Genomic DNA, 21,717 nt, shown 5'->3' on the forward strand with positions numbered 1-21,717 from the left:
GATAATGCAGGATGTCTGCAGGTGGTAGGGTTTGTTTAATTTTTTGAAAAGTTGCCTCATTTATGAAGAAGGTTTCATTGCGTGTAGGATCATTACTGGCGGTTCTGGTTGCTTCTGTGGGAATCACAGGGTGTGAAACGGCCAATTCTTTACTGACGACCGATAAGATTGATTATCACAGCGCAACATTGCGGCCTACGCTGGAAGTGCCACCAGACCTGACCAAACTGGAAAACAATCAGAACTATACGGTTCAGGGGGCGATATCGGCAAATGAACTGCAGACAGCGCAGCAGGCAGCCCAAAACGCCAATAACTCCTCGATCATAGGTAACAGTGTGGGCGACGTGACGATGAAGCGTGACGGCAACCGGCGCTGGCTGCTGGTGGAGCGCACACCGGAGCAGTTATGGTCAACGGTTGAGGCTTTCTGGCAGGATCTGGGCTTTGTTTTAAGGGTGGATGAGCCCAAACTCGGCATTATGGAGACCGACTGGGCCGAAAACCGTGCCAAGATTCCTCAGGATTTTGTCCGCAGAACACTGGGCAGTATTTTCGACAGCCTTTACTCTACGGGCGAGCGTGATATGTACAGAACCCGTCTGGAGGTGACGCCGGCCGGAACCGAGATTTATATTACACACCGCGGTGTGGAAGAGGTTTATAGCAGCAACGATAAAACCACCACCATGTGGCAGCCCAGAGCGGTGGACCCGGAGCTGGAAGCTGAAATGCTGCGCCGCCTGATGGTGCGTCTGGGCGTTTCCGAAGAGCAGTCCCAGCAAGCGGTAGCACAGGTGCAATCCATGCCGGCGCGTGCACATATCATTGAAGTGAATGGGCAGCCTGCAGTGCGTCTGGACGAAGGGATGGACGATGCCTGGCGCTGGGTCGGTATTTCGCTGGACCGCCTGAGCTTTACCGTGGTGAATCGTGACCGTTCTACCGGGATGTACCAGGTACGTTATGTAGACCCGGTGGCTGATACCCGTGCCAGTGAGAAGGGGCTGTTCAGTGGCTGGTTTGGCGGTAGCGGCAATCAGCCCAGCTCCCAGACCTACCAGATCAAGCTGACTGCTGCGAGCGATACGCCTAATGCAACGGTGATTCAGGTCTTTGACGAGAAAGGCCAGCCGGTCAGCCAGCAGATTGCCACGCGCATTACCAATGCACTGGCAAAAGATCTGAACTGAGTTGTTCTTGTTCCATAAAAATGGGGGTGGTTTCCATCCCTATTTTTTTAGCAGTTAATCACAGAGCCGGAAAGTTGTATGCGGTTTAAGAGCCTTGGCAGCGGCAGTACGGGTAATGCGCTGGTGATTGAAAGCGCTTCTGTGCAGGGGGCGGTGACACGCATTCTGGTCGACTGCGGTTTTACCCAGAAAGAACTGGTGATGCGGCTGGCGGCCGCCGGATTGCAGCCGGCAGACCTGTCGGCAGTGTTTATCACACATGAGCATTCAGACCATTTGGGCTGTGCCTTCAAGTTCACGCAGCGCTGGGGTATTCCTTTGTGGATGAGCGAAGGCACTGCGATGAGTCTGGAGTCTGCTGCATCAGGCGTGCAGTTTGCTCACGATGGGCGCTCTTTTGAAATAGGCCATCTGCGTTTGACGCCTTTTACCGTACCCCATGATGCGCGTGAACCATTGCAGTTGAGGGTGGAAGACCACCGCAGCCGTCTGGGCGTACTGACCGATCTGGGGCAGCCAACGGATTACGTCATCCGCAATATTTACAATTGCCATGCACTGTTTCTGGAGTCCAACCACGAGCCCGAGCTGTTGGCCCGGTCAAGCTATCCGGTATGGCTGAAAAGGCGGGTATCCGGGGCGCTGGGGCACCTGTCGAACCAGGTGGCCGCTGATATTCTGAGAGAAATCAGGCACAGTGCTTTGCAACAGGTTGTCGCGGCCCATTTAAGCCAGCAGAATAACCAGCCGGAATATGTGACGCAGCTGTTTGCCCCTTTGCTTGGGTGTGCGCCAGAGCAGGTTTGCATAGCCGATGCAGACAGCGGAACCCCCTGGATTGATATACACTAGGCAGTGCAGTAAGTTAACCAAGCACCATTCAACAGATTGAACAATAGAGGTCAACAAAACAATCTGAAGCGGTCTGAATGGCTTTTAATTAAACGTACATTCATCATGGCGTCCATGCGCAGGGCATAATGGCATGGAAGTTACAGGCCTTGGCCGAAAGATGTTTGTATGATTGCTCTTAAACAGGGAGTCGAATATGAGTACTTATAAAATTGCAGTAGTTGTTGGAAGTTTGCGTAAAGAATCCATGAACCGTCAGGTGGCTGTTGCACTGACCAAGCTGTTGCCCAAAGAGTTTCAGGCCGAGTTTGTTGAAATTGGCAACCTGCCTTTGTATAACCAGGATTTCGACAGTGCAACACCGGAACCGGTGTTGAAATTTAAGCAGGCGATTGCAGCCTCGCAAGGCGTTATTTTTGTAACGCCTGAATACAACCGCTCTATTCCAGGTGTGTTAAAAAATGCGCTGGACCAAGGGTCACGCCCCTATGGGCAGAGTGCATGGCAAGGCAAGCCGGCAGGTGTTTTGGGCACCAGCCCGGGGGCCATTGGCAGCGCACTGGCACAACAGCATTTGCGCAATGTGCTGACTTTTCTGGCGATGCCTACGCTGACACAGCCCGAAGTGTTTTTGCAATTCAGAGAAGAAATGATTGATGCACAGGGCAACATCATTAATGAGGGGACGAAGAAGTTCCTGCAAAGCTGGGTGGATGCCTATGTTGCATGGGTAAAAAAAATCAACGCGTAACACACTGGCAGCGTATGGCAATCACAAAAAGGCGCTGATGCGCCTTTTTGTTTATGTAGCAGAGTATCCGGCAGAACCGTCTGGGTTGATGGGGATGGCATACCTGATGGCGTAAGGTTTATTTGCAAGGGACAGTATGTGAAAATGACATTGTGTATCATTCTTCACTATCAGTTGTAAAAGAGTCATCCAATGGATAAGAAGTGTTTGAGTTCACGTAAGCAAAAAGGCATCAGTGTGATATCCATTGTGGCGCTGATCGTTTTTTTCATCGTACTGGCTTATACGTCGCTGAATTATGCCTCATACCGGGTCAGGCAGAACCTGCTGGATGCGCTGGAGCCGATCCAGCAGGCCTGTCAGACAGAAACGGGCTGCCCTTTGATGCCTGAAGGCTGGAGGAGTGTTGAATGTCCCCATACACCGGATTTGGCTGCCGTTCAGTCATGTGCCTCACCAGCCCAAGACAGTGCTTATCGTGCGCTGGTTTATCAGGCTGCGTCAGACCAGTTTGTGGTGCGCTGGCGTTATGTGTCGGATGGTGAATATATTGTGACGGGCGGAAGAGGACAGACGCTGCGGCTGCGGGAAGAGGCGCAGTGATGGTACAAAAATATACTTTTGCTTTTGGGCAAGCGCAACGTGGCTTTTGGGGTGTTATTGCGGGGGTGGTTGTCGCCGCTGTTGTTGTGCTGGCGGCAGTGAGTGTGGGGTATATCTATCTTAAATCGCGTCAAAGCGAAAAAGCGTTTGAAGCTTTTGTGCAACCGTTACACGAAGCCTGCCAGCAGGAGGCAGGCTGCCCTCTTGAGCTACCTGGCTGGAGCAACAATGTACGCTGCCTTGATGTTCTGCCCGGGGCGCAGGCGTGTTCGTGGGCTCCTGAAAACAGCATCTATAAAGGCATGTACTATCAGGCTAAAGAGGATGAATTCATGGCGCAGTGGTCTTATGACATGGATTCACTGTTAACAGTACATGGCGGACGTGGAATGGTACTGGATATTCAAAAATATTATGACAACCAGCGAATCCGCTAAATCCAAATACCTGATTCGAAACCCTATGGAAGTGCCTGTTGTCAAGGTAGATACCGACCTGCCTGCGTTGAATGCGTCTCAGTTGAGCGAGCATTATCTGCGTGATCGGTTTCTCTATCCACCGCAACATTGGCACCACGATGTGCAGGACCTGGAGCCTTTTTATCTGCAAAAACCTTTGCGTTCAGCAGCCGTGCTGATTCCGATTGCATCCACTTTTGAAGGCAGGCCGGAGTTGTCTGTTTTGCTGACACAGCGCAGCATGCATCTGAAGGATCATGCCGGGCAGATCAGTTTTCCCGGCGGACGCCTGGATCCGCAGGATGATAGTGCTGTGACTGCCGCATTGCGTGAAACCTGGGAGGAGGTTGGCATTGCACCGGCACAGGTCGATGTGCTGGGCGCATTGCCGCAATACCTGACGGGGACCGCTTATGAGGTGACGCCTGTGGTGGGAATGGTGCCTGAAAATGCGCCTTTGACACTGCAAAAAGATGAAGTGGCAGAAGCGTTTACAGTGCCGCTATCGTTCCTGATGACACCGGCCAACCATCGCTGGCATGAAACTGTGCTGGCCAGGCCCGATGGTACACCCGTGACCAGGCGCTGGCTTTCCATGGATTATGTGAAAGGCAACCGGCGTTATTTCATCTGGGGAGCGACAGCGGCCATGCTGCGTAATCTGTACTGGTTTTTGCGGGCAGATAAATAATCGGGTATTTAGGCCCATGATGTAATATGGTGATGTGGTAAACCGCCTGGCCTCAGGCGGGAGCACGCATGATTTCCTGGCAGACAATTCACAGAACTACACTTTATATCTGATACCATGCCGCTGTTTTTTTTCTATGTCGCGCTTGTTTACTGTTGTATCAACTCCTGGATTATTTGGTGGTTCTGGCGCGCTTTGCGCGGCAGCGGCCGGGTACGGGTGATTGCCTGTCTGGTGCTGCTGTTCATTGCCGCATGTTTTCCGTTTGGCTATCTCAGTTCAAGTGCGTCGCCATGGGCGATGACTTTATTGCGGATCGGGGCGATCTGGATAGGCGTCTTCATTTATGTGTTTTTGATGGTGCTGGTGGTTGATGGTGTGGCCATCATACGGCGCCTGTTTCGCGCTTCTTCTCAAAATTACTTTCAAAATTCTTCTCAAAAACACAGGCAGCGGCCACGTTATTTGGCTTGCATGGCTGTTGTGGTTCTCACTGTCATGTTGGGTGCAGCGGGGTGGATCAATGCGGCATATCCGGTTGTCCGCGAGTTTGATGTGACAGTGCCAACGCAGCAACCGGAGTTGCAAGGCAAAACGCTGACCATTGCCGCTTTGTCTGACCTGCACCTGGGGCGTACCCTGCCTGCGGTCAGGCTGTCGCGGGCGATGGGTCTGATTGCCCCACACAAGCCGGATGCGGTGTTTTTTCTGGGGGATGTGCTCGATGACCATATTCTGCTGGATCTGGATGCCATGCGTGATGCGATTGCGCTGGTGCAGCCACCGCTGGGTGTCTGGGGCATTTTAGGTAACCATGAATATATTTCAGGCCAGGCCAGTGAGAGCCAGGAAATTCTTGAGCAGGTGGGTATTCGTATCTTGCGTGATGACTGGGCCGTGCTTGAGAACCAGTTGTTGCTGGTGGGACGGGATGATTATTCCAAACCCCGTTTTACCCATACGGAAAGAGCGCCTCTGGCCGAGGTTTTGGAAGCGGTACCGTCCGCGCACAGACAATTGCCGCTGATTGTGCTGGATCACCAGCCGCAGCATCTGGATGAAGCTGAAAGAGCTGGCACAGCATTGCAGCTTTCCGGGCATACGCATAACGGGCAGATATGGCCAGCCAACCTGATTGTGGCCAGGGTGTTTGAAAACCCGTATGGTTATTCCACACGGTCAGAAACACATTATCTGGTTTCGGCCGGGGCCGGCACCTGGGGGCCACCAATGCGCAATACGGCACGGCCGGATGTGCTGATTGTCCGTTTGCGGTTTAACTGAGCTTTCAAGCTGATGGCAGTTGTGCCACTTGCGTGGCACGGGCAATGTATGGCACCACATTCAATGAGCTGCTTCTGTTTTGCTCTCGTACAGGGAACAACAACACCTCGTTCATCGCCAACGGGCTTGAAACCATCTGCCGTCCATGATACGTCATGATTTACGGTACAGCGCCAGTCCACCGGCCATGCAGGTCATGATAATCGCTGAGCAGCGGTTAAGCCGCTTCAGGTTGGTGCCTGTGAGCAGTTTGGCGGCTTGCATGCCACCAGCAGCGTAACAGACCATGCAGGCGCTGTCGATAACAACCGTAATGACAGCCAGTGCGGCATATTGCGGAATCTGTGGCTGGCTGATGTGAATAAACTGCGGTAAAAAGGCCGTAAAAAACAGAATGCCCTTGGGGTTGGTAATGCCGACCAGCAAACACCGCCTGAAGGCCTGCAGTGGTGTGTAAGCTTTGGTGAAAGGGGTTTCCCGCGGTGCGGTTGTTTCAATGGCTTTGGGCTCAGCATGCCACATTTGCCAGGCCAGCCACAGCAGGTAAGCCACACCAATCCATTTGATCAGGGAAAACAGGGCTTCTGAGGCCTGCAACAGTGCCCCCAGTCCGACGGCGACGGCACTGATGATGGTGATGCTGGACAGGTTTGCACCCAGCATGCCCATAATCACCAGCCGTTTGTTTTTGGTCAGGCCATTGGCCAGCATCAGCATCATGCTGGGGCCGGGCATAACGGAGACGGCGAACCATGTGATGCTGTAGAGAATCAGCGTGCTGAGCATAGTTTGGATGAATTTATAAAAATGGGTGTATCGAAAATCAGAAAACGGTTTAATACCTGGAGGCGCTGAGCAGATCCTGCATCACGTCGCAGTAGATTTTATAGCGCGCTTCTGAAATGCTGTTATTTTCTACCGCTTTGATGATGCCGCAACCCGGCTCATGCAGATGGGTGCAATTATAAAACCGGCATTCTGTAACGTGCTCGCGCAAATCCGGCATCAGTGAAGCCAGATGCCCTGAGTCAATGTGGTGCAGGCCGAATTCCTGAAACCCCGGAGAGTCAATGACGGCGCCCTGATGATCCGGCAGCCAGTACCATTGTGAGGTGGTGGTGGTGTGCTTGCCTGATTTCAGCGCTTTGGAGAGCTCCCCGGTTTGCGCCTGTGCATCGGGGATCAATGCATTGATCAGTGTGCTTTTGCCAGCGCCCGAGGGGCCTAGTATCAGTGTCGTTTTCCCGTTCAGGTGCGTCATGATGGATTCGGTCGGCTGTGCATGCTGCAACGATGTGGTGATGATGGTGTAGCCTATTTTGAGATAGGGCTGCAGGCGTTGCAGTGCTTTTTCAAAAGGGGCGGTGAGGTCGGCTTTATTCAGCACAATCAGGACATCAATGTGCTCTGCCTCGGCGGCAATCAGCGAGCGGCTCAGTTGGCTTTCTGAAAACTCAGGTTCTGCTGCAATCATGATCAGGACCTGGTCCAGATTGGCGGCAAATGCTTTGGTGCGGACTTCATCCTGCCGGTACATCAGGTTGTGCCGGGGCAGGATTTTTTCGATCACCGCCTCATCCTGGCTGAGCTGCCACAGAACCTTGTCTCCGACCACTGCTTCACTTTTTTTGCCGCGCGGATGCGCCAGCAACCGTTTGCCGTCTTCAATTTCCAGTTGATAATGGCGGCCAAACGCACTGGTAATCAGGCCCGCGGCAAGCTGCTTATTCATGTGGTGATGACATCAGGTTGTTCATGTCTGTGCGTTCAGATGCGCCAGCCTTTCAACTGCCGGCGGATGTGAATAGTAGAACCTGGCAAACAGCCGGTCGGGTGTTAGGGTAGAGGCATTGTCCTCATACAGCCGCAACAGGGCCGAGCGCAGATCTTCCCCATTGGCCTGCTGGCAGGCGTAGGCATCGGCCTGGAATTCGTCTTTACGTGAAAACTGTGCAGCAATAGGGGAAATGAAAAAGGTGAACACAGGGCCGGCCAGCATGAACAACAGCAATGCCAGTGCGCTGTTCGGGGCCTGTGTGTTCATTTGCACACCCAGGGCCGTATAAAACCAGACCTGTTGTGACAGCCAGCCCAGAACGGCAAAAGCCAGCAGGCTCAGCACCATGATCATCACGATGCGTTTGGTAATGTGCTTGTAATGAAAGTGCCCCAGTTCATGCGCCAGCACGGCTTCCATCTGATCCGGGGTCAGTTTGGTCAGCAGTGTGTCATAAAACACCACCCGTTTGGATTTGCCCATGCCGGTAAAGTACGCGTTGGAATGCGCACTGCGTTTGGAGCCATCCATCACAAAAAAGCCCTTAGCCTGAAAGCCGCAGCGTTGCATCAGGTTGGTGGCACGCTGTAACAGCGTGTCATCTTCCAGCGGTTTGAATTTGTTGAACAGCGGCGCAATCACAACAGGAAACAGCACCATCAGCAGCATCTGCCAGGCGGCAAATGCCAGCCAGGCCCACAGCCACCACAGTGAGCCGGCGGCACCCATCAGCCATAAGATCAGGGCCAGGATCGGCACACCGAGAACCAGCCCGATGACGGTGGACAGAATCAAATCTCTGACCCATAAACCGGCAGTCATATTATTGAAGCCAAACCGGTGTTCCAGCCGGAAAGTGCTCCACAGACTCCAGGGCAGGCCGAGTATGCCATTGATCAGGAAAAATGCCAGGATCAGCACAATGCCGTACCACAGCCCGCTTCCTGTCAGGGGCTGCACAATGTGGTTCAGCAGGTTCAAACCGCCAAACACGGTCCAACCCAGCAGCAGCAATGTGCTCCATGCTGACTCCAGCATGCCGAACCGCTGTTGTGCAACCGTATAATCAGCCGCACGCTGGTGGCTGGAGAGGGTGACGTGACCGGTAAAATCGACCGGCACATGGGCCCGGTGCTGTTTGACACTGCGGATTTGCCGCCACGACAGCCAGCATTTGATGGCCAGGGTGGCAAGTGTTAAGACAATGAACAGCCCGAAAAACAGCGTGGATGACGGCGAAGAGGTAAAAATACTGAGAGTCATAGTGGCAGTTTAAGAGAAATAACCAGAAAAAGTACGGATCAGGGACAATATGGGGATGAATGACGAAATTAGCAATGCACAAATTGAAACACCAGCCGTGCAACTGGTAAAAAACGACTTGAATCTGGTCTGGATGGACCTGGAAATGACCGGATTGAACCCAGAGCGTGACCGCATAATCGAAATGGCTGTTATTGTAACCAATGCGGATTTATCTATCTGCGTGCAAGGGCCGGTTTTTGCGATTCACCAAAGCGATGAAGTGCTCAATGCGATGGACGCATGGAACCAGTCAACGCATGGCAAGAGCGGTTTGATTGAGCGTGTGAAAGCATCCACGGTGACTGAAGAAGAGGCAGAGCAGCAGACGCTGGCTTTTGTGAAGCAATATGTGCCGGAGAAAGCCTCCCCCCTGTGCGGTAACACGATCGGGCAGGACCGGCGTTTTCTGGTGAAGTACACGCCGAAACTGGAAGATTACCTGCACTACCGCAATCTGGATGTCAGCACGCTGAAAGAACTGGCCCGGCGCTGGAAGCCTGAGGTGTATAAGAACTTTAAAAAACGCCAGGCACATACTGCGCTGGCCGACGTGCAGGAGTCGATTGACGAGCTGAAGTATTACCGCGAACATTTTCTGTTACCCTGACCAGCGGCACTTTTCTGGTGCTGCAAACAGTGGCAATGTAAGGTAATATATTAAAACCATCTGCGGTTTTTGCTGAAAGGTTGCCTGTATGCTGCAACATCTGTTGTCTTTATGGCCTTTGCTGATCTTTTTTGTGGTGACTTACCTGTTTTGGCGTGTATTGCCGGATAAGTCCAGGGCATGTAACTGTGTGCCGACGGTGGATTTGTACAACGCACTGATGGAAGAAGACCGTTTGAAAAAGCAAGCCAGGCAAGCACAGCAAAATAACCAGAAAACAGACGCGGTGGCTGGCGCTGAGAACTGATCAGACTATTTTGCCATTCGAATAAAACGCCAGGGAACGACCTGGCGTTTTTGTATTTCTGGGGTTCTGGTTTTCCTGCTGGCTGAGTTATACGTGCCGATAAAAAAGCCCGAGCAGAGTAGCTGACCGGGCTTTTCAACAAACTCACACAGAAAAATGCAGGCGTTTACAGCTTGTTATAGATTTTCCATGCATGTTTGGCGAGCATGCTTTCTTCATCTGTCGGGATGACGAGTACCGGTGCCTGACTTTCGCCGGAAGATATCTGAAAAGCATTGCCCTCATTGGCCTGCTCATCGAGTTCCAGTTTGAAAATCGGCTCAAGGTAACGGACCACCTGGCTGCGTAATTTGGCGTCTTTTTCACCAATGCCCGCTGTGAAAACCAGGCCATCCAGTCCGCCAACGGTAACCGCCAGACGACCGATCTGTTGGGCAATGTGGTAGGCAAAATAATCAATAGCCAGTTGCGCCCGTTTGTCGCCGCTGGAGCGCAGTGTACGCATATCGTTGCTGACCCCGGAAATGCCGAGCAGCCCCGACTGGCGGTAAAGGATGTTTTCCAGCTCGTCGTAGGTTTTGCCCTGCCCGACCAGGTACAGCATGACGCCCGGGTCGAGCGTTCCGGTGCGGCTGCCCATCGGGACGCCGTCCAGCGCGGTAAAGCTGGTGGTGACTTCAACGCATTTTCCGTTTTCAATGGAGCACAGTCCAACACCGGAGCCCAGATGGGCGATAATGATTTTGCCGTTGGCGATGGAAGGCGCAACGTGGTGCAACTGGTGGCTGATGTATTCAAATGACAAACCATGAAAACCGTAGCGGCGTATGCCCTGCTCATAGTAGCTGTAAGGCAGGCCGGTCAGCATGCTCAGTTCGCTGCGGTTGGCATGGAATGCGGTATCAAAGCAGGCCACTTGCGGCAATGTCGGATTGCTGTTGAGTATCTGCTCAATCGGGGCCAGGTTGAAAGGCTCGTGCAGGGGGGCCAGCGGAATTACTTTTTTGAGTTCCTGCAGGTGGTGCTGGTTCATCAATACCGGTTCGGTATAGTGCTCGCCACCATGCACGATGCGGTGCGCGATCAGTGCCGGCTCCTGCCCGTGGAGTTCGGACAGCAGCGCCGGGAAGATCAGCTTGAACGCGGTGATCTGGTCATGTGCTTCCTTGGGGTCAAACTGCTTTTCAGTTGCCAAAGAGCCGTCAGCCCGGGTGACTTTCATGCGTGGCAGGGTACCAATGCCGTCAAATTTGGCGCCGGCAAATAGAACCGGCACGTCCTGGCCCGGGTGACCTTTAAACAGACCGATCTTGATGCTGGAAGACCCGGCGTTGACGGTCATAATCAATTTATCATGGCTTTGTTCCACGCCAAAATCTCCTGATGCAAAAGATCCGGTAAACGCCCGAATCAGTTTTTGACAAGTGCGCTGGCAGCCTGTTTTTGCTGCGCATCTGCCAGCAGTACACACAGTACACAACTGGAGATACGGGCGGGCGCGGGGTCTGAGCGGCTGGTCAGTACAATGGGTACGCGAGCCCCCAAAACTATGCCTGCTGCTTGTGCACCTGCCAGGTATATCAGCTGTTTGGCGACCATGTTACCAGATTCCAGATCCGGCACCACCAGCACATCAGGATCTCCGGCAACCTCGGACACAATACCTTTGATGCGTGCGGCCTCGGCGTTGATGGCGTTGTCAAATGCCAGCGGGCCATCCAGAATACCGCCTTCAATCTGACCACGGTGCGACATGACCACCAGCGCAGCAGCTTCCAGGGTGGAGGGCAGCTTGGCGGTGACGGTTTCCACCGCAGACAGCAAAGCCAGTTTGGGGCGATCAATGCCCAGCACTTTCAGCAGGTCAATGGCATTGCGGCAGATATCGGCTTTTTCGTCCAGGTTGGGGGCGATGTTGACCGCAGCATCGGTAATGAACAGGGGCTTGTGGTAGCTGGGCACGTTCATTGCAAACACATGGCTTAAACGGCGTGCCGTGCGCAACCCGGTACTGGAGGAGGCTACTGCGGAGAGCAGTTCATCGCTGTGCAGGCTGCCTTTCATCATCATGGCGGCGCGTCCTTCACGAACCAGTTCAACACCGCGTTTGGCTGCTGCATGGCTGTGTTCGACAGATTCAATCCGGTAGTTGCCCAGATCCAGTCCGGCTTCCTGCGCCACGGATTTGATTTTTTGTTCCGGGCCAACCAGAATCGGATCAATCAGGCCGAGTTCTGCTGCTTCAAGTGCTCCTTGCAGCGCACTGGATTCGCAGGGGTGTACAACGGCTGTCGGTACCGGTGGGATGTTTTTACAAAGCTGTAGAAGTTCTTGATAGTGATTTTTTGTCATTTGGCGTTACCTCTGTGAGAGGAAAAAGAAGTATGATCTTTATAGCTGTCACCAAGAACCACGTCGCTGTTTGGGTAGGCAGATCCGTTGGTACATGGATGCAAATTAGTGCAATGCAAAAAAATGCATCTGGTGCACTGCACAGGGTACCATATTTACCGCTATATATCAATTAAAACAAAGGGATTTAATTCACAATATGCCGAAAAGTTTTGCATAAAATGGGAAGTTAATTTTGCTGTGCACAAAATACAACAATCCATAGAATCCCCGCTGCTTTCCTTATGCCTGAAACGCAAAGAGGCTTGCCGGCAGAAACAGAATGCTGTGAAAGAAAACTGGTGCCCTGTGTACTTAAATCAGCTTGGGTATGGATGAAATCAGCATGGAGACACCGGACAAGGTCAGTAATGCCAGAATCAGCCGCCGAAAAGCCACCGGGTTGATGCGCGTGTAGACACGCATCCCCAGCCATGTCGGGACCAGCATGGCGGGCAGTACGACAGCAAACAAAGGTAATGTCTCAGGAGCAACCAGGTTTGTGGCGATGTAGGTGATCATGGTGACCGAAAGCATGGTCAGGCTGAAATTCTGGATGATGCTGCGCTGTACATCCTTGTCATAGGTGCACAAGGTACACCATAAGGAAGGCAAAACACCAGCGAACCCGCCGATGCCGCCCATGGCACCCCCCAGAATACCGACAATGCCGTTGAGTACCCGATGGTTCGGGCTAAGCCGGGGCAGGTTTTTTAAAAACAGCATGGTTGGGCACCAGATCACCAGAAACACGCCCAGGAAAAATTTGAACCAGTTGACATCCATCATGGGCAGCAGCGTTACCCCAATGGGCACGCCCAGCAGTCCGCCTGCCAGATAGGGCCAGAGCATGCGAAAGTGAAAGCCGCGCTTGACGGTGAACGCCGCCATGATCTGGCCGGTCAGTGCGCCAAAAACCACCAGTGCTGCTGCAACATGCGGGTCCAGAACCCAAACCCAGATGGACATGGAGACCATGCCGAAGGCAAAGCCTGAGACGCCCTGGACAAAGCCGGCAATGATCGCCCCTAACGCAACAACAACGATGATTTCCATAATTGTTTAGAGACTTTTGATGTGGATATGACCGTTAAAAAGAGGTATCACAGTGCATAGGCTCATGTATCGGGCTGTGCAACCCAGGCACTGCCTTTTTTCATGAACAGTGGAATGTGCCCGGCAGCGCTGACTTTGTCAGGCATCATGATGGAGATATCTGACAGGGTTTCCCGCCAGGCATACCCTTCCGTCAGTGCGACCACAATGCCGGCTACTTCGGCGCCGGCACGGCGCAGCAGGCGTGTTGCCGCCAGCATGCTGGCCCCGGTATTGATGACATCATCAACAATCACGACCCGCTTGCCTTGAACACGGTTGAGCAGTGCCGGATCCAGATACAGGAATTTGCGCTGGTCGGGGCTGGTGGACGATACGACCGTTTCTTTCAAATGTTCGTCATACCAGAATTTATGCGAAAACCCCATGGCAACATAATGTTCCATACGCAGTTTGGCGGCAACCCGGCTGCCATATTCCAGCCCCATGGTGGGGATGGCAACGATGCTTTCCGGCTGGAACATGGCGGCTTTTTCCGCGATCAGGCCGCTCAGGTGTTCTGTGACGCTCAAAGGGCACTGGTTGGACATGAGCAGCGCAATGGCCTGCTGGTCGCCGGGTAGGGCGCATAGCGGTATTTCCAGCCAACTGGCATCAGAAAGTTTAATGAGGTAGCGATGATTGAATGTATCGTTGGACGCCGGGGCCGTTTTGCGATAACCCGCAGGATGGATGTGCGCAAAATAGGGCGCAAAAGAATCTGTCATGGGTGCAACCTGTCACAATGTGAAAAATATACAGCCTGTATTGTACGTCGGTGTTAACCCTAGTGGTGATGGTGCGGATTGTGATTGTGCGCTGAAAAAAGATACGCTGCGTTTTAAAATGAAAAGATAAAACTGAATAATTTGATTGTCATGCCTTCTCTGTATTCATGATGCGAGCAGTACAGAGAATGGATTTCTCTTCATGCTGATACCCGCAGGCCTGAATATACGAAGAATGGCCTGCAGTATGCGGTATGGCAGGATGCGTTGCTGCAACGGGCGGTGCGAAAAACACGCGTTTTGCATTGACAGAACATCCTGAGCAACCTGTATGTACAGCAAGCTGGTATGCCATGGCAGATGCCACGGTGTGGGAATGGCGTGTGTTTTTTTGTATTTGGGCAAAGGCTTTCTCGCAATGACGCAATGTGTTGCACGCTTGAATCATGATGCAAAGTCATTTCAGTTGATTAGGGTCAGGGCTTATTAAATAGAGAGGTTACGTTTGCAGGAATGGGGGTAGGACAAGGCGTGAAGCGAAGGCAATGGTAGAACCCTTGCCGGGCTGAACAACGCGGTCAATAGCTTCATTCCAACAAACCCGAAGGGCAAATGTGCCATGAAGCGCATCACTGCGTTGTCTCGTGCTTGCGTAACCTGTTACGCGGCGCGTTCCAGCGTCTTGTACTGCATTTTCCTTTCACACTTGCGTAACGCCCTATTTAATAAGTCCTGACCCTGGATGTCGAACCATGCTTTGATGAACAAACGCGGTGGTGAATATGGCGGAGAGCAGCACGAAAAAGATGCGCCGGCCTGTATCACCACAGTGTTGTGGGCTGCAGAAAAAAGCGGGTGTTGAATAAAACGGTATTTGAAGGTTGAACAGTGTGAAAGAGTTTTGGGGCCAGTCTCTGGGGTTGGATGCGGCTGCCGTCAAGCGGGGGCTGTTGATGGCGTTGGCTGCCTGGCTGGCATTTGCCATTGCCTCTATCTGGCATATGGCCAATGCGTACTGGGCGGCCATGGCTGTGTGGGTGGTGGTTCAGCCGCTGCGCGGCATGCTGTTCGAGCGGGCGCTCATGCGCGTACTGGGGACCACTTTGGGCGCTGCGGTGGGGTTTGTCATTTTGTGGTGTGCGCCCTATGCGCTGTTGCAGATTGTGCTGCTTTCTTTATGGGCCACGGTATGTGCTGGGGCCATGCATTTGATTAAAGGCATTTATCCTTATGGTGTGATGCTGGCAGGCATTACCGCGGGGGTGGTGGTGCTGCCTTCAGCTTTGACCAACAGCTATCAGCCCGATCTGGCCTGGTCGCGTGTGCTGTGCACCTTGATCGGGGTGCTGGTGGTGACCATTGTGATGAGTTTTTATACGCCCAAGGCATCACGGCGTGAGTATTACACCCAGGCCAGGCTGCTGGTGGCCGACGCGGTTGAATTTGCTGTGCGGTTGCTGCAGGGGGCACCACTGGATGCTGCCTATGAACATGAGCAGGATGTTTTGCTGCGCATGTCGCAACTGGAAAGCAGCGCGCACACCGTTGCAGCGGGCTCGGTGACGGGGCACAGGCAGTTGCGTCATGTTGAAGCGCTGATTGCATCTTCGATGGAAGTGATGGCTTCTGCGGCGGCAATTTACCGGCAGCGCCAGCATGAAGAGGGTCGCACGGTACAGGATGAAGAGGTTCAGATTCTGGTCGATTACATGAGCCAGCTGACAACGCAGTTGCGCCAGGATGATGAGGCGTTTAAGGCGTTGCTGCAACATCCGGAAGTGCTGTTGAATCACCCCCCGGTCACTTCTGACATGGCGCAGCGTTTGAATCACTCGCTGGAGCAACTGGTGGCAGCAGAAAAAGCACTTTACCACGGTGTTGACAAGCTGGAGGCCGGTGGAAGGCTGAGGGTCAGCCCGCCCAAGCTGGCGACTGCGGCAGAAATTGACTGGGCCAAGCAAAGTGCGCTGTCGGCCGGGGTGACCACATTGGCGGTGTCTTTGCTGGCCTGGGTTTCCGGCAGCCATGCGGCGGATCTGATGGCGCTGGGGACATGCATGTTTTGTCTGATACTGGCATCGTTCCCTTACCCGCGCATGATGATGAAGATTCTGTTTACCGGCGTTGTGGTCGGGTCTGTTGTCGCACTGGCATACCGGCTTTTGATTCAGCCTTATGTCAGCACATTGCCGCAGTTGATGCTGTCACTGATTCCTTTCCTGCTTGTCGGTGGCCTGGCGCGTACCAGCAGCAAAACCGCAGGGCCGGCACTGGATGCCAACATGAATTTTTTCCTGGTGGGGCAGATCATGTTTCCGGCTGTTGCCGCTACGACCGGGCAGATTGTGGTGGACTCGGTGGCGGTGGTGCTGGGGGTGGCAGGCGCATGCCTGGCCAGCCTGTGGCTGTTGCCCCGGCGGGCTGATGACCAGGCCTATATGACGGTGACCAAGCTGATTCGCGACCTTCAGCGCATGCTGGAGCGAAGCGGTGATTATTTCAGCAAATACACCGATGCCGAAAAAGACTGGCAGGCCCGTTCAGAACGTGAAGTGCTCAGGATGATGTTGCATCTGGGTGCGGCCAAAGCATTGCGCAACAAAGCACCGCTGGGTATTTTGGGTGTATTAAATCTGGGGTCTGTCATTGTCAGGCTGCAACGCCTGAGAACGCCTGTGGCACAGCAGGGTTTGCAGGCGCTGACTTATTTTGCTGACGATACGCATGGAGCGATTCGGGCCGTGTGGAATCTGGCCAAAGAAAATGCCGATGACCCGGCATCGGATGTGCTTTATGAAGCCGTGGATGCGCTGACCGCCTGCGAGCGCTTGCTGCAGTTTGCCCGCAAGCCTTCAAAAGAAGCATTGAAGGAAAGTCCGCAGGCTTAGTGACTGGCGTTGGCTTTTTTCTTTTTGCTGATGTTGAGCAGCTCATTCAGAATGATCAGGCCCACGCCGACTGTGATGGCCGTATCTGCCAGATTAAACGCCGGAAAATGGTACATCTTCCAGTAAAAATCCAGATAGTCAACCACATAGCCATGCATCAGGCGGTCAATCAGGTTGCCGATGGCGCCACCCAGTATGCAACTGAGGGCCAAAGAAAATATGCGCTCCTGACTGTGCTTATGCAGCATGAACAGAATGATCACAGCCACCACAATGGCAATGCTTGCAAACAGCCAGTGCTGCCAGCCCCCGGCATCGGCCAGCATGGAAAAAGCCGCTCCTGTATTGTGAACACGTACCAGATTAAAAAATGAGGTGATGGGGATGCCCTCACCATATCGGAAGTGCTCAACGATCAGCAGTTTGATCCACTGGTCAGCAGCCACCAGGGCTGCTGCCAGTGCACACCACAGATAAAACAGGCGCTGTCTGCTGAGAGGTTTTTTTTCAGAAGATTGTTTTTCCACAGATTCTTGGTTGGTTAGTCAGCACGCCCTAAAACGCCTGGGTTAAACATAGGTACGCTCTTCGCCAGTATCAAACAGGTTGCTGATGCAGCGGTTACACAAAGTCGGATGATCGGCATTGTGGCCGACTTCTTCACGGTAGTGCCAGCAGCGTTCGCATTTGGCATCCGTACTGGTGCTGACTTTGATGCTCAATGCTTCACCTTTAACCAGTGTGGCGTGCGAGGTGATGAAGACAAACTTCAGATCATCACCCAGGCTGTGCATCAGGCCATAGTCGTCTGCTCCGGCAGTAATCTCGATGTTGGCCTGCAATGAGGAGCCGACTTGCCCGGTTTCGCGCAGCAGCTCAATTTCTTTATTGACCAGTTCGCGGATTTCCTGCAGTCGTTTCCATTTGACACTCAGGGCTTCCTTGTTGCTGGGCAGCGCCAGGTCCCAGTACTGTTCCATGAAAATGGATTCGGACTGGCCCGGGGCAAAAATGGCCCAGGCTTCTTCTGCCGTGAAGCTCAGGAACGGCGCCATCAGACGCAGCATGGCTTGTGTCAGATGCCAGAGCGTGGTTTGTGCGCTGCGGCGTGCGAGCGATTTAGGCGCGGTGGTGTAAAGCCGGTCTTTGAGCACATCCAGATAGAAGGCACCCAAATCTTCCGAGCAGAACACCTGCAGTTTGGCAACCACCGGATGAAATTCATACACATCATAATGCTTGAGAACATCCGCCTGAAACTCTGCCATGCGGGCCAGCATGTACTGATCGATTTCAAACAGTTCATGGAGCTCAACTTTGTCGGTAATCGGATCAAAGTCGCTGGTATTGGCCAGCATGAAGCGCAAGGTATTGCGGATGCGCCGGTAGGAGTCGACAACACGCGCAAGGATTTTGTCGTCAATGCCCAGGTCGCCGGAGTAGTCGGTCGAGGCAACCCACAGGCGAATGATTTCAGCGCCCAGTTTGTCGCTGATTTCCTGCGGAGCCACAATGTTGCCAAGCGATTTGCTCATTTTGCGACCCTGTCCATCCACGGTAAATCCGTGCGTCAGCAGGCCTTTGTAGGGCGCGCGGGCATTCATTGCGACTGAAGTCAGCAGCGATGAATGGAACCAGCCGCGGTGCTGGTCGTGGCCTTCCAGGTACAGGTCAGCTTCGGGGCCCTGGTCGTGTCCGGATTCCGGGTGGCTGCCATGCAGCACATGGTAATGCGTGGTGCCGGAGTCAAACCAGACGTCCAGAATATCGTTGCTCTTGACGTAGTTTTCAGCGTCTGCGCCCAGCCATTCTTTCGGGTCCAGGTTAGACCAGGCCTCTACGCCACCCTGTTCAACGAGCTCAGCGGCTTTGTCAATCAGGGCCAATGTATCGGGGTGCAGTTCTTCGGTGTCTTTATGCAGGAAGAATGGCAGCGGTACGCCCCAGTTGCGCTGGCGGCTGATGCACCAGTCAGGGCGATGGGCGATCATGTCATACAGCCGTGTACGTCCGTTTTCCGGATAGAAAGTGGTATGTTCAATGACTTCCAGGGATTTTTCGCGCAGGCTGTAAGGGGCCTTGTCTGTGGTGCAAACACCTTCACCCTGATCCATGCGGATAAACCACTGCGCTGCAGCACGGTAGATCACAGGCGATTTATGGCGCCAGCAGTGCGGGTAGCTGTGAGAGATGGTTTTGGTGGAAAGCAGCCTGCCGGCCTGTTGCAGCACTTCCAGAATTTTTGGTACGGCATCCCAGATCAACAGGCCGCCAAACAGCGGCAGGCTGTCGGCATAAACGCCATTGGTTTGTACCGGGTTGAGGATGTCTTCGTTTTTCAGCCCGTGCGATGTGCAGGAGTAAAAGTCGTCCAGCCCGTATGCAGGGGCCGAGTGCACAATACCGGTACCGTCCTCATCGGTGGCGTAGTCAGCCAGGTAAACCGGAGACAGGCGCTTGTATCCGGCATCCACATCATAAAGCGGGTGGCGGAACTGTAGGTTTTCCAGCTTGCTGCCTACGGTTGTGGAAATGACTTTGCCTTGCAGGCCATAGCGTTCCATGCAGTCGTTGACCAGCTTGCTGGCAAGTACCAGATAGCCTTTATCGGTATCGACCAGGGCATATTCAATCTGTGGCCCTGCGTTCAGCGCCTGGTTGGCCGGAATGGTCCATGCCGTGGTGGTCCAGATCACAATGTAGGCGGGTTTGCTGGAATCCGGCAAGGCGGTCAATCCAAATGCCGCTGCCAGCGCGGCAGGGTCATCGCTGGCAAATGCCACGTCCAGTGACTGCGATTTTTTGTCTTCGTATTCAATTTCAAATTCGGCCAGCGACGACATGCAGTCAAAGCACCAGTACACGGGTTTGGAACCACGATAGACAAAACCGCGTTCGATAACTTTTTTCAGCGCGCGGATTTCGCCTGCTTCATTGCCAAAGCTCATGGTTTTGTAGGGGTTGTCCCAGTTTCCCAGAACCCCCAGGCGCTTGAAGTCGACCATCTGCTGCTCGATCTGCTCGGCAGCGTAGACCCGGCTTTTCGCCTGTACTTCAGCACGGGAGAGGTTGCGGCCAAATTGTTTCTCAATCTGGTTTTCGATCGGCAGACCATGGCAGTCCCAGCCAGGCACATACTGAGCGTCGAACCCGGCCAACTGGCGGGCCTTGATGATCATGTCTTTGAGAATTTTGTTGGCCGCGTGACCAATGTGCAGTTTGCCGTTGGCATAGGGCGGGCCGTCGTGCAGGATAAATTTAGGGTGATCGCAGCGGGCGGCGCGCAGTTTTTTGTAGATGCCTTTATCTTCCCAGCTTTTGACCCAACCCGGCTCACGTTTGGGCAAATCTCCGCGCATGGGAAATTTGGTATCAGGCAGATTCAGGGTTGTTCGGTAATTGTTTTTTTCAGTTGAACTCATAACGACCATACTCACTTTTTAAAATTGGATGTTCAGACACATGGCTATAACAGGGAGGTTCTGAACGAAAGCAACAGAGGTTTTTCAGATAAACCGGCCTGGAAACGGATATGGTATTGAAGCAGGCGGGCAGTTATTTGAATATCAGCAAAGTTGCAAGGACAATGGTTGCCGGCAGCGTTAAAACGTGCAGCACAGATGCCCATAGTCATATTCGCGTAATTCGATCGCGAGTGGTTTGACGGCGGATACTGGCAGGGCAGCAGCCACATGAATGAGAGGAATGACAGATTTGAGCCATAAGGCCTGCTATTTTAGCGCCAAATTGCACAGAAGGGGAGAATGTCGTTTTACGGGGAATTTCTCAGGGCGTGACAATGCGCTGGCTGAGTTCCTGATGAAATTGCTGCCAGTAATTGCGGGCCTGTTCACAGTCTTTCGCAATGCCGTCTTTCAGGGCCTGCAGGTCGGGGAACTTGACTTCATCACGCAGCTTGTGCAGCAGTTCAATGGTGACAACCCTGCCGTAAGCATCGCCCCACCAGTCAAATACATGGGTTTCCAGCAGAACTTCGCCGCTGTTGTCAACAGTAGGGCGGCTGCCAATGCTGGCTACGCCTGCAAGTGGTTTTGCCTCCAGCCCAATGACATTGGCAACAAAGATGCCGGATGCAGCCGGTTTCGGGTGACCGAAGCGGATGTTGAGGGTGCGGTATCCCAGTTCGCGCCCGAGTTTGCGGCCATGCACTACATGTCCGCTGATGGCGTAGGGGCGCCCCAGTTGCTGGCGTGCCTGCAACATGTCGCCGCGCGACAGCGCTTCTCTGACCAGCGAGCTCGATACCCGCTGCCCGGCGACTTCAAAACTGTTCATGCGCGCAACTTCAAATCCATGCGAATGTGAAATGCTGTCCAGCAAAGCGTAATCACCGGCGCGTTTGGCGCCAAAACGAAAATCGTCACCTACCAGCACATGCTGGGCATGCAGCCCGTCACAGATGATTTTTTGGGCAAAGTCCTGTGGGGTAAGTGAGGCCAGTTGCTGGTCAAAACGCAGCACAACCACCTGATCGATACCGCACAGCTCAAGCTCTGTGAGCTTGTCGCGCAGTTTGGTAATGCGTGCAGGCGCTCTTTGCGGGGCCAGAAATTCCAGCGGATGGGGTTCAAACGTCAGTACCGTAGCTGCAACCTGGCGGTGCTTGGCTTCGCTGGCCAAAAGCGCAAGCATGGCCTGGTGTCCCCGGTGAACACCGTCAAAATTGCCTATGGTGAGAGCACATGTTGGCGCGAGGGCCTGATGATGAATGCCACGAAAAACTTGCATGCGTGCAATTATGCAGCTTTTGCAGCATTTTTGTTGAC

General features: G+C 53.4%; 20 protein-coding genes. 10 read left to right on the forward strand and 10 right to left on the reverse strand.

Going from position 1 to position 21,717, the window contains the following annotated elements; all coding sequences use genetic code 11:
- The first annotated feature begins 62 nt into the window (after nucleotides 1-62).
- The 7 genes from bamC to AACY98_RS01225 all read left to right on the forward strand — a co-directional run bounded on the left by bamC (nucleotide 63) and on the right by AACY98_RS01225 (nucleotide 5,832).
- On the forward strand, nucleotides 63-1,193 hold the full coding sequence (gene bamC / locus AACY98_RS01195; protein ID WP_126979796.1) for an outer membrane protein assembly factor BamC: 1,131 nt from the start codon (nucleotides 63-65) through the stop codon (nucleotides 1,191-1,193).
- Between the two features lie 78 nt (nucleotides 1,194-1,271).
- On the forward strand, nucleotides 1,272-2,045 hold the full coding sequence (locus AACY98_RS01200; RefSeq protein WP_339800523.1) for an MBL fold metallo-hydrolase: 774 nt from the start codon (nucleotides 1,272-1,274) through the stop codon (nucleotides 2,043-2,045).
- A 196-nt stretch (nucleotides 2,046-2,241) separates the two neighbouring features.
- The gene (locus AACY98_RS01205) at nucleotides 2,242-2,796 is read left to right on the forward strand and encodes an NADPH-dependent FMN reductase (protein WP_339800526.1); all 555 of its coding nucleotides are present in this window, start codon (nucleotides 2,242-2,244) and stop codon (nucleotides 2,794-2,796) included.
- Nucleotides 2,797-2,988: 192 nt separating this feature from the next.
- Complete coding sequence (locus AACY98_RS01210) at nucleotides 2,989-3,399, forward strand: hypothetical protein (RefSeq protein WP_339800528.1); 411 nt, start codon at nucleotides 2,989-2,991, stop codon at nucleotides 3,397-3,399.
- On the forward strand, nucleotides 3,399-3,836 hold the full coding sequence (locus tag AACY98_RS01215) for a hypothetical protein (RefSeq protein WP_339800531.1): 438 nt from the start codon (nucleotides 3,399-3,401) through the stop codon (nucleotides 3,834-3,836). The genes AACY98_RS01210 and AACY98_RS01215 overlap by 1 nt, the downstream gene beginning before the upstream one ends.
- Nucleotides 3,814-4,548, forward strand: coding sequence for a CoA pyrophosphatase (locus AACY98_RS01220; protein WP_339800534.1), 735 nt, complete (start codon nucleotides 3,814-3,816; stop codon nucleotides 4,546-4,548). The genes AACY98_RS01215 and AACY98_RS01220 overlap by 23 nt, the downstream gene beginning before the upstream one ends.
- Nucleotides 4,549-4,665: 117 nt before the next feature.
- The gene (locus tag AACY98_RS01225) at nucleotides 4,666-5,832 is read left to right on the forward strand and encodes a metallophosphoesterase (RefSeq protein WP_339800537.1); all 1,167 of its coding nucleotides are present in this window, start codon (nucleotides 4,666-4,668) and stop codon (nucleotides 5,830-5,832) included.
- 153 nt (nucleotides 5,833-5,985) lie between these two features.
- Here the strand turns inward: AACY98_RS01225 and AACY98_RS01230 are convergent, their stop codons facing one another.
- The 3 genes from AACY98_RS01230 to AACY98_RS01240 are packed head-to-tail and all read right to left on the reverse strand — an operon-like array spanning nucleotide 5,986 to nucleotide 8,872.
- Nucleotides 5,986-6,618, reverse strand: coding sequence for a LysE family translocator (locus AACY98_RS01230; protein ID WP_126979791.1), 633 nt, complete (start codon nucleotides 6,616-6,618; stop codon nucleotides 5,986-5,988).
- A gap of 49 nt (nucleotides 6,619-6,667) precedes the next feature.
- Complete coding sequence (gene rsgA / locus AACY98_RS01235; protein WP_339800541.1) at nucleotides 6,668-7,564, reverse strand: ribosome small subunit-dependent GTPase A; 897 nt, start codon at nucleotides 7,562-7,564, stop codon at nucleotides 6,668-6,670.
- A 21-nt stretch (nucleotides 7,565-7,585) separates the two neighbouring features.
- On the reverse strand, nucleotides 7,586-8,872 hold the full coding sequence (locus tag AACY98_RS01240) for a M48 family metallopeptidase (protein WP_339800543.1): 1,287 nt from the start codon (nucleotides 8,870-8,872) through the stop codon (nucleotides 7,586-7,588).
- 55 nt (nucleotides 8,873-8,927) lie between these two features.
- On the opposite strand from AACY98_RS01240, the gene orn reads away from it, so the two are divergent.
- The gene (gene orn, locus AACY98_RS01245) at nucleotides 8,928-9,521 is read left to right on the forward strand and encodes an oligoribonuclease (protein WP_339800546.1); all 594 of its coding nucleotides are present in this window, start codon (nucleotides 8,928-8,930) and stop codon (nucleotides 9,519-9,521) included.
- 88 nt (nucleotides 9,522-9,609) lie between these two features.
- Nucleotides 9,610-9,828, forward strand: a complete 219-nt coding sequence (locus AACY98_RS01250; RefSeq protein WP_339800549.1) for a hypothetical protein — start codon at nucleotides 9,610-9,612, stop codon at nucleotides 9,826-9,828.
- Between the two features lie 166 nt (nucleotides 9,829-9,994).
- Here the strand turns inward: AACY98_RS01250 and AACY98_RS01255 are convergent, their stop codons facing one another.
- From AACY98_RS01255 to AACY98_RS01270, 4 genes are all read right to left on the reverse strand, one after another.
- Nucleotides 9,995-11,197, reverse strand: a complete 1,203-nt coding sequence (locus AACY98_RS01255; RefSeq protein WP_339800552.1) for an acetate/propionate family kinase — start codon at nucleotides 11,195-11,197, stop codon at nucleotides 9,995-9,997.
- Between the two features lie 41 nt (nucleotides 11,198-11,238).
- Entirely contained in the window at nucleotides 11,239-12,180 is a 942-nt protein-coding gene (locus tag AACY98_RS01260) for a bifunctional enoyl-CoA hydratase/phosphate acetyltransferase (protein ID WP_126979785.1), read from the reverse strand.
- A gap of 354 nt (nucleotides 12,181-12,534) precedes the next feature.
- Nucleotides 12,535-13,275 carry a sulfite exporter TauE/SafE family protein gene (locus AACY98_RS01265; RefSeq protein WP_339800555.1) on the reverse strand — a complete coding sequence of 247 codons (741 nt, stop codon included), beginning with the start codon at nucleotides 13,273-13,275 and terminating at the stop codon, nucleotides 12,535-12,537.
- Between the two features lie 62 nt (nucleotides 13,276-13,337).
- Nucleotides 13,338-14,042: a phosphoribosyltransferase gene (locus tag AACY98_RS01270; RefSeq protein WP_339800558.1), complete on the reverse strand. Its 705-nt coding sequence runs from the start codon at nucleotides 14,040-14,042 to the stop codon at nucleotides 13,338-13,340.
- Between the two features lie 890 nt (nucleotides 14,043-14,932).
- On the opposite strand from AACY98_RS01270, the gene AACY98_RS01275 reads away from it, so the two are divergent.
- A complete protein-coding gene (locus AACY98_RS01275) occupies nucleotides 14,933-16,930 on the forward strand; it encodes an FUSC family protein (RefSeq protein ID WP_339800560.1) in 1,998 nt (665 codons plus the stop codon).
- Here AACY98_RS01275 and lspA read toward each other — a convergent pair.
- The 3 genes from lspA to AACY98_RS01290 form a co-directional block, all read right to left on the reverse strand.
- Nucleotides 16,927-17,457, reverse strand: coding sequence for a signal peptidase II (gene lspA, locus AACY98_RS01280; protein ID WP_339800562.1), 531 nt, complete (start codon nucleotides 17,455-17,457; stop codon nucleotides 16,927-16,929). The genes AACY98_RS01275 and lspA overlap by 4 nt on opposite strands.
- Nucleotides 17,458-17,499: 42 nt before the next feature.
- A complete protein-coding gene (gene ileS, locus AACY98_RS01285; RefSeq protein WP_339800565.1) occupies nucleotides 17,500-20,352 on the reverse strand; it encodes an isoleucine--tRNA ligase in 2,853 nt (950 codons plus the stop codon).
- A 364-nt stretch (nucleotides 20,353-20,716) separates the two neighbouring features.
- Entirely contained in the window at nucleotides 20,717-21,679 is a 963-nt protein-coding gene (locus tag AACY98_RS01290; protein ID WP_339800568.1) for a bifunctional riboflavin kinase/FAD synthetase, read from the reverse strand.
- Between the last annotated feature and the right edge of the window lie 38 nt (nucleotides 21,680-21,717).

The organism is Saezia sanguinis (assembly GCF_963921665.1).
GTDB lineage: Bacteria > Pseudomonadota > Gammaproteobacteria > Burkholderiales > Burkholderiaceae_C > Saezia > Saezia sanguinis.

Excerpts from the sequence above, each read along its gene's own strand:
- AACY98_RS01225 (WP_339800537.1), top strand. The coding sequence starts at position 4,666 with ATGCCGCTGTTTTTTTTCTATGTCGCGCTTGTTTACTGTTGTATCAAC.
- AACY98_RS01210 (WP_339800528.1), top strand. The coding sequence starts at position 2,989 with ATGGATAAGAAGTGTTTGAGTTCACGTAAGCAAAAAGGCATCAGTGTG.
- bamC (WP_126979796.1), top strand. The coding sequence starts at position 63 with ATGAAGAAGGTTTCATTGCGTGTAGGATCATTACTGGCGGTTCTGGTT.
- AACY98_RS01240 (WP_339800543.1), bottom strand. The coding sequence starts at position 8,872 with ATGACTCTCAGTATTTTTACCTCTTCGCCGTCATCCACGCTGTTTTTC.
- AACY98_RS01230 (WP_126979791.1), bottom strand. The coding sequence starts at position 6,618 with ATGCTCAGCACGCTGATTCTCTACAGCATCACATGGTTCGCCGTCTCC.
- AACY98_RS01265 (WP_339800555.1), bottom strand. The coding sequence starts at position 13,275 with ATGGAAATCATCGTTGTTGTTGCGTTAGGGGCGATCATTGCCGGCTTT.
- AACY98_RS01215 (WP_339800531.1), top strand. The coding sequence starts at position 3,399 with ATGGTACAAAAATATACTTTTGCTTTTGGGCAAGCGCAACGTGGCTTT.
- AACY98_RS01200 (WP_339800523.1), top strand. The coding sequence starts at position 1,272 with ATGCGGTTTAAGAGCCTTGGCAGCGGCAGTACGGGTAATGCGCTGGTG.
- ileS (WP_339800565.1), bottom strand. The coding sequence starts at position 20,352 with ATGAGTTCAACTGAAAAAAACAATTACCGAACAACCCTGAATCTGCCT.
- AACY98_RS01205 (WP_339800526.1), top strand. The coding sequence starts at position 2,242 with ATGAGTACTTATAAAATTGCAGTAGTTGTTGGAAGTTTGCGTAAAGAA.
- AACY98_RS01290 (WP_339800568.1), bottom strand. The coding sequence starts at position 21,679 with ATGCAAGTTTTTCGTGGCATTCATCATCAGGCCCTCGCGCCAACATGT.
- AACY98_RS01250 (WP_339800549.1), top strand. The coding sequence starts at position 9,610 with ATGCTGCAACATCTGTTGTCTTTATGGCCTTTGCTGATCTTTTTTGTG.
- rsgA (WP_339800541.1), bottom strand. The coding sequence starts at position 7,564 with ATGAATAAGCAGCTTGCCGCGGGCCTGATTACCAGTGCGTTTGGCCGC.
- orn (WP_339800546.1), top strand. The coding sequence starts at position 8,928 with ATGAATGACGAAATTAGCAATGCACAAATTGAAACACCAGCCGTGCAA.
- AACY98_RS01260 (WP_126979785.1), bottom strand. The coding sequence starts at position 12,180 with ATGACAAAAAATCACTATCAAGAACTTCTACAGCTTTGTAAAAACATC.
- AACY98_RS01220 (WP_339800534.1), top strand. The coding sequence starts at position 3,814 with ATGACAACCAGCGAATCCGCTAAATCCAAATACCTGATTCGAAACCCT.
- AACY98_RS01270 (WP_339800558.1), bottom strand. The coding sequence starts at position 14,042 with ATGACAGATTCTTTTGCGCCCTATTTTGCGCACATCCATCCTGCGGGT.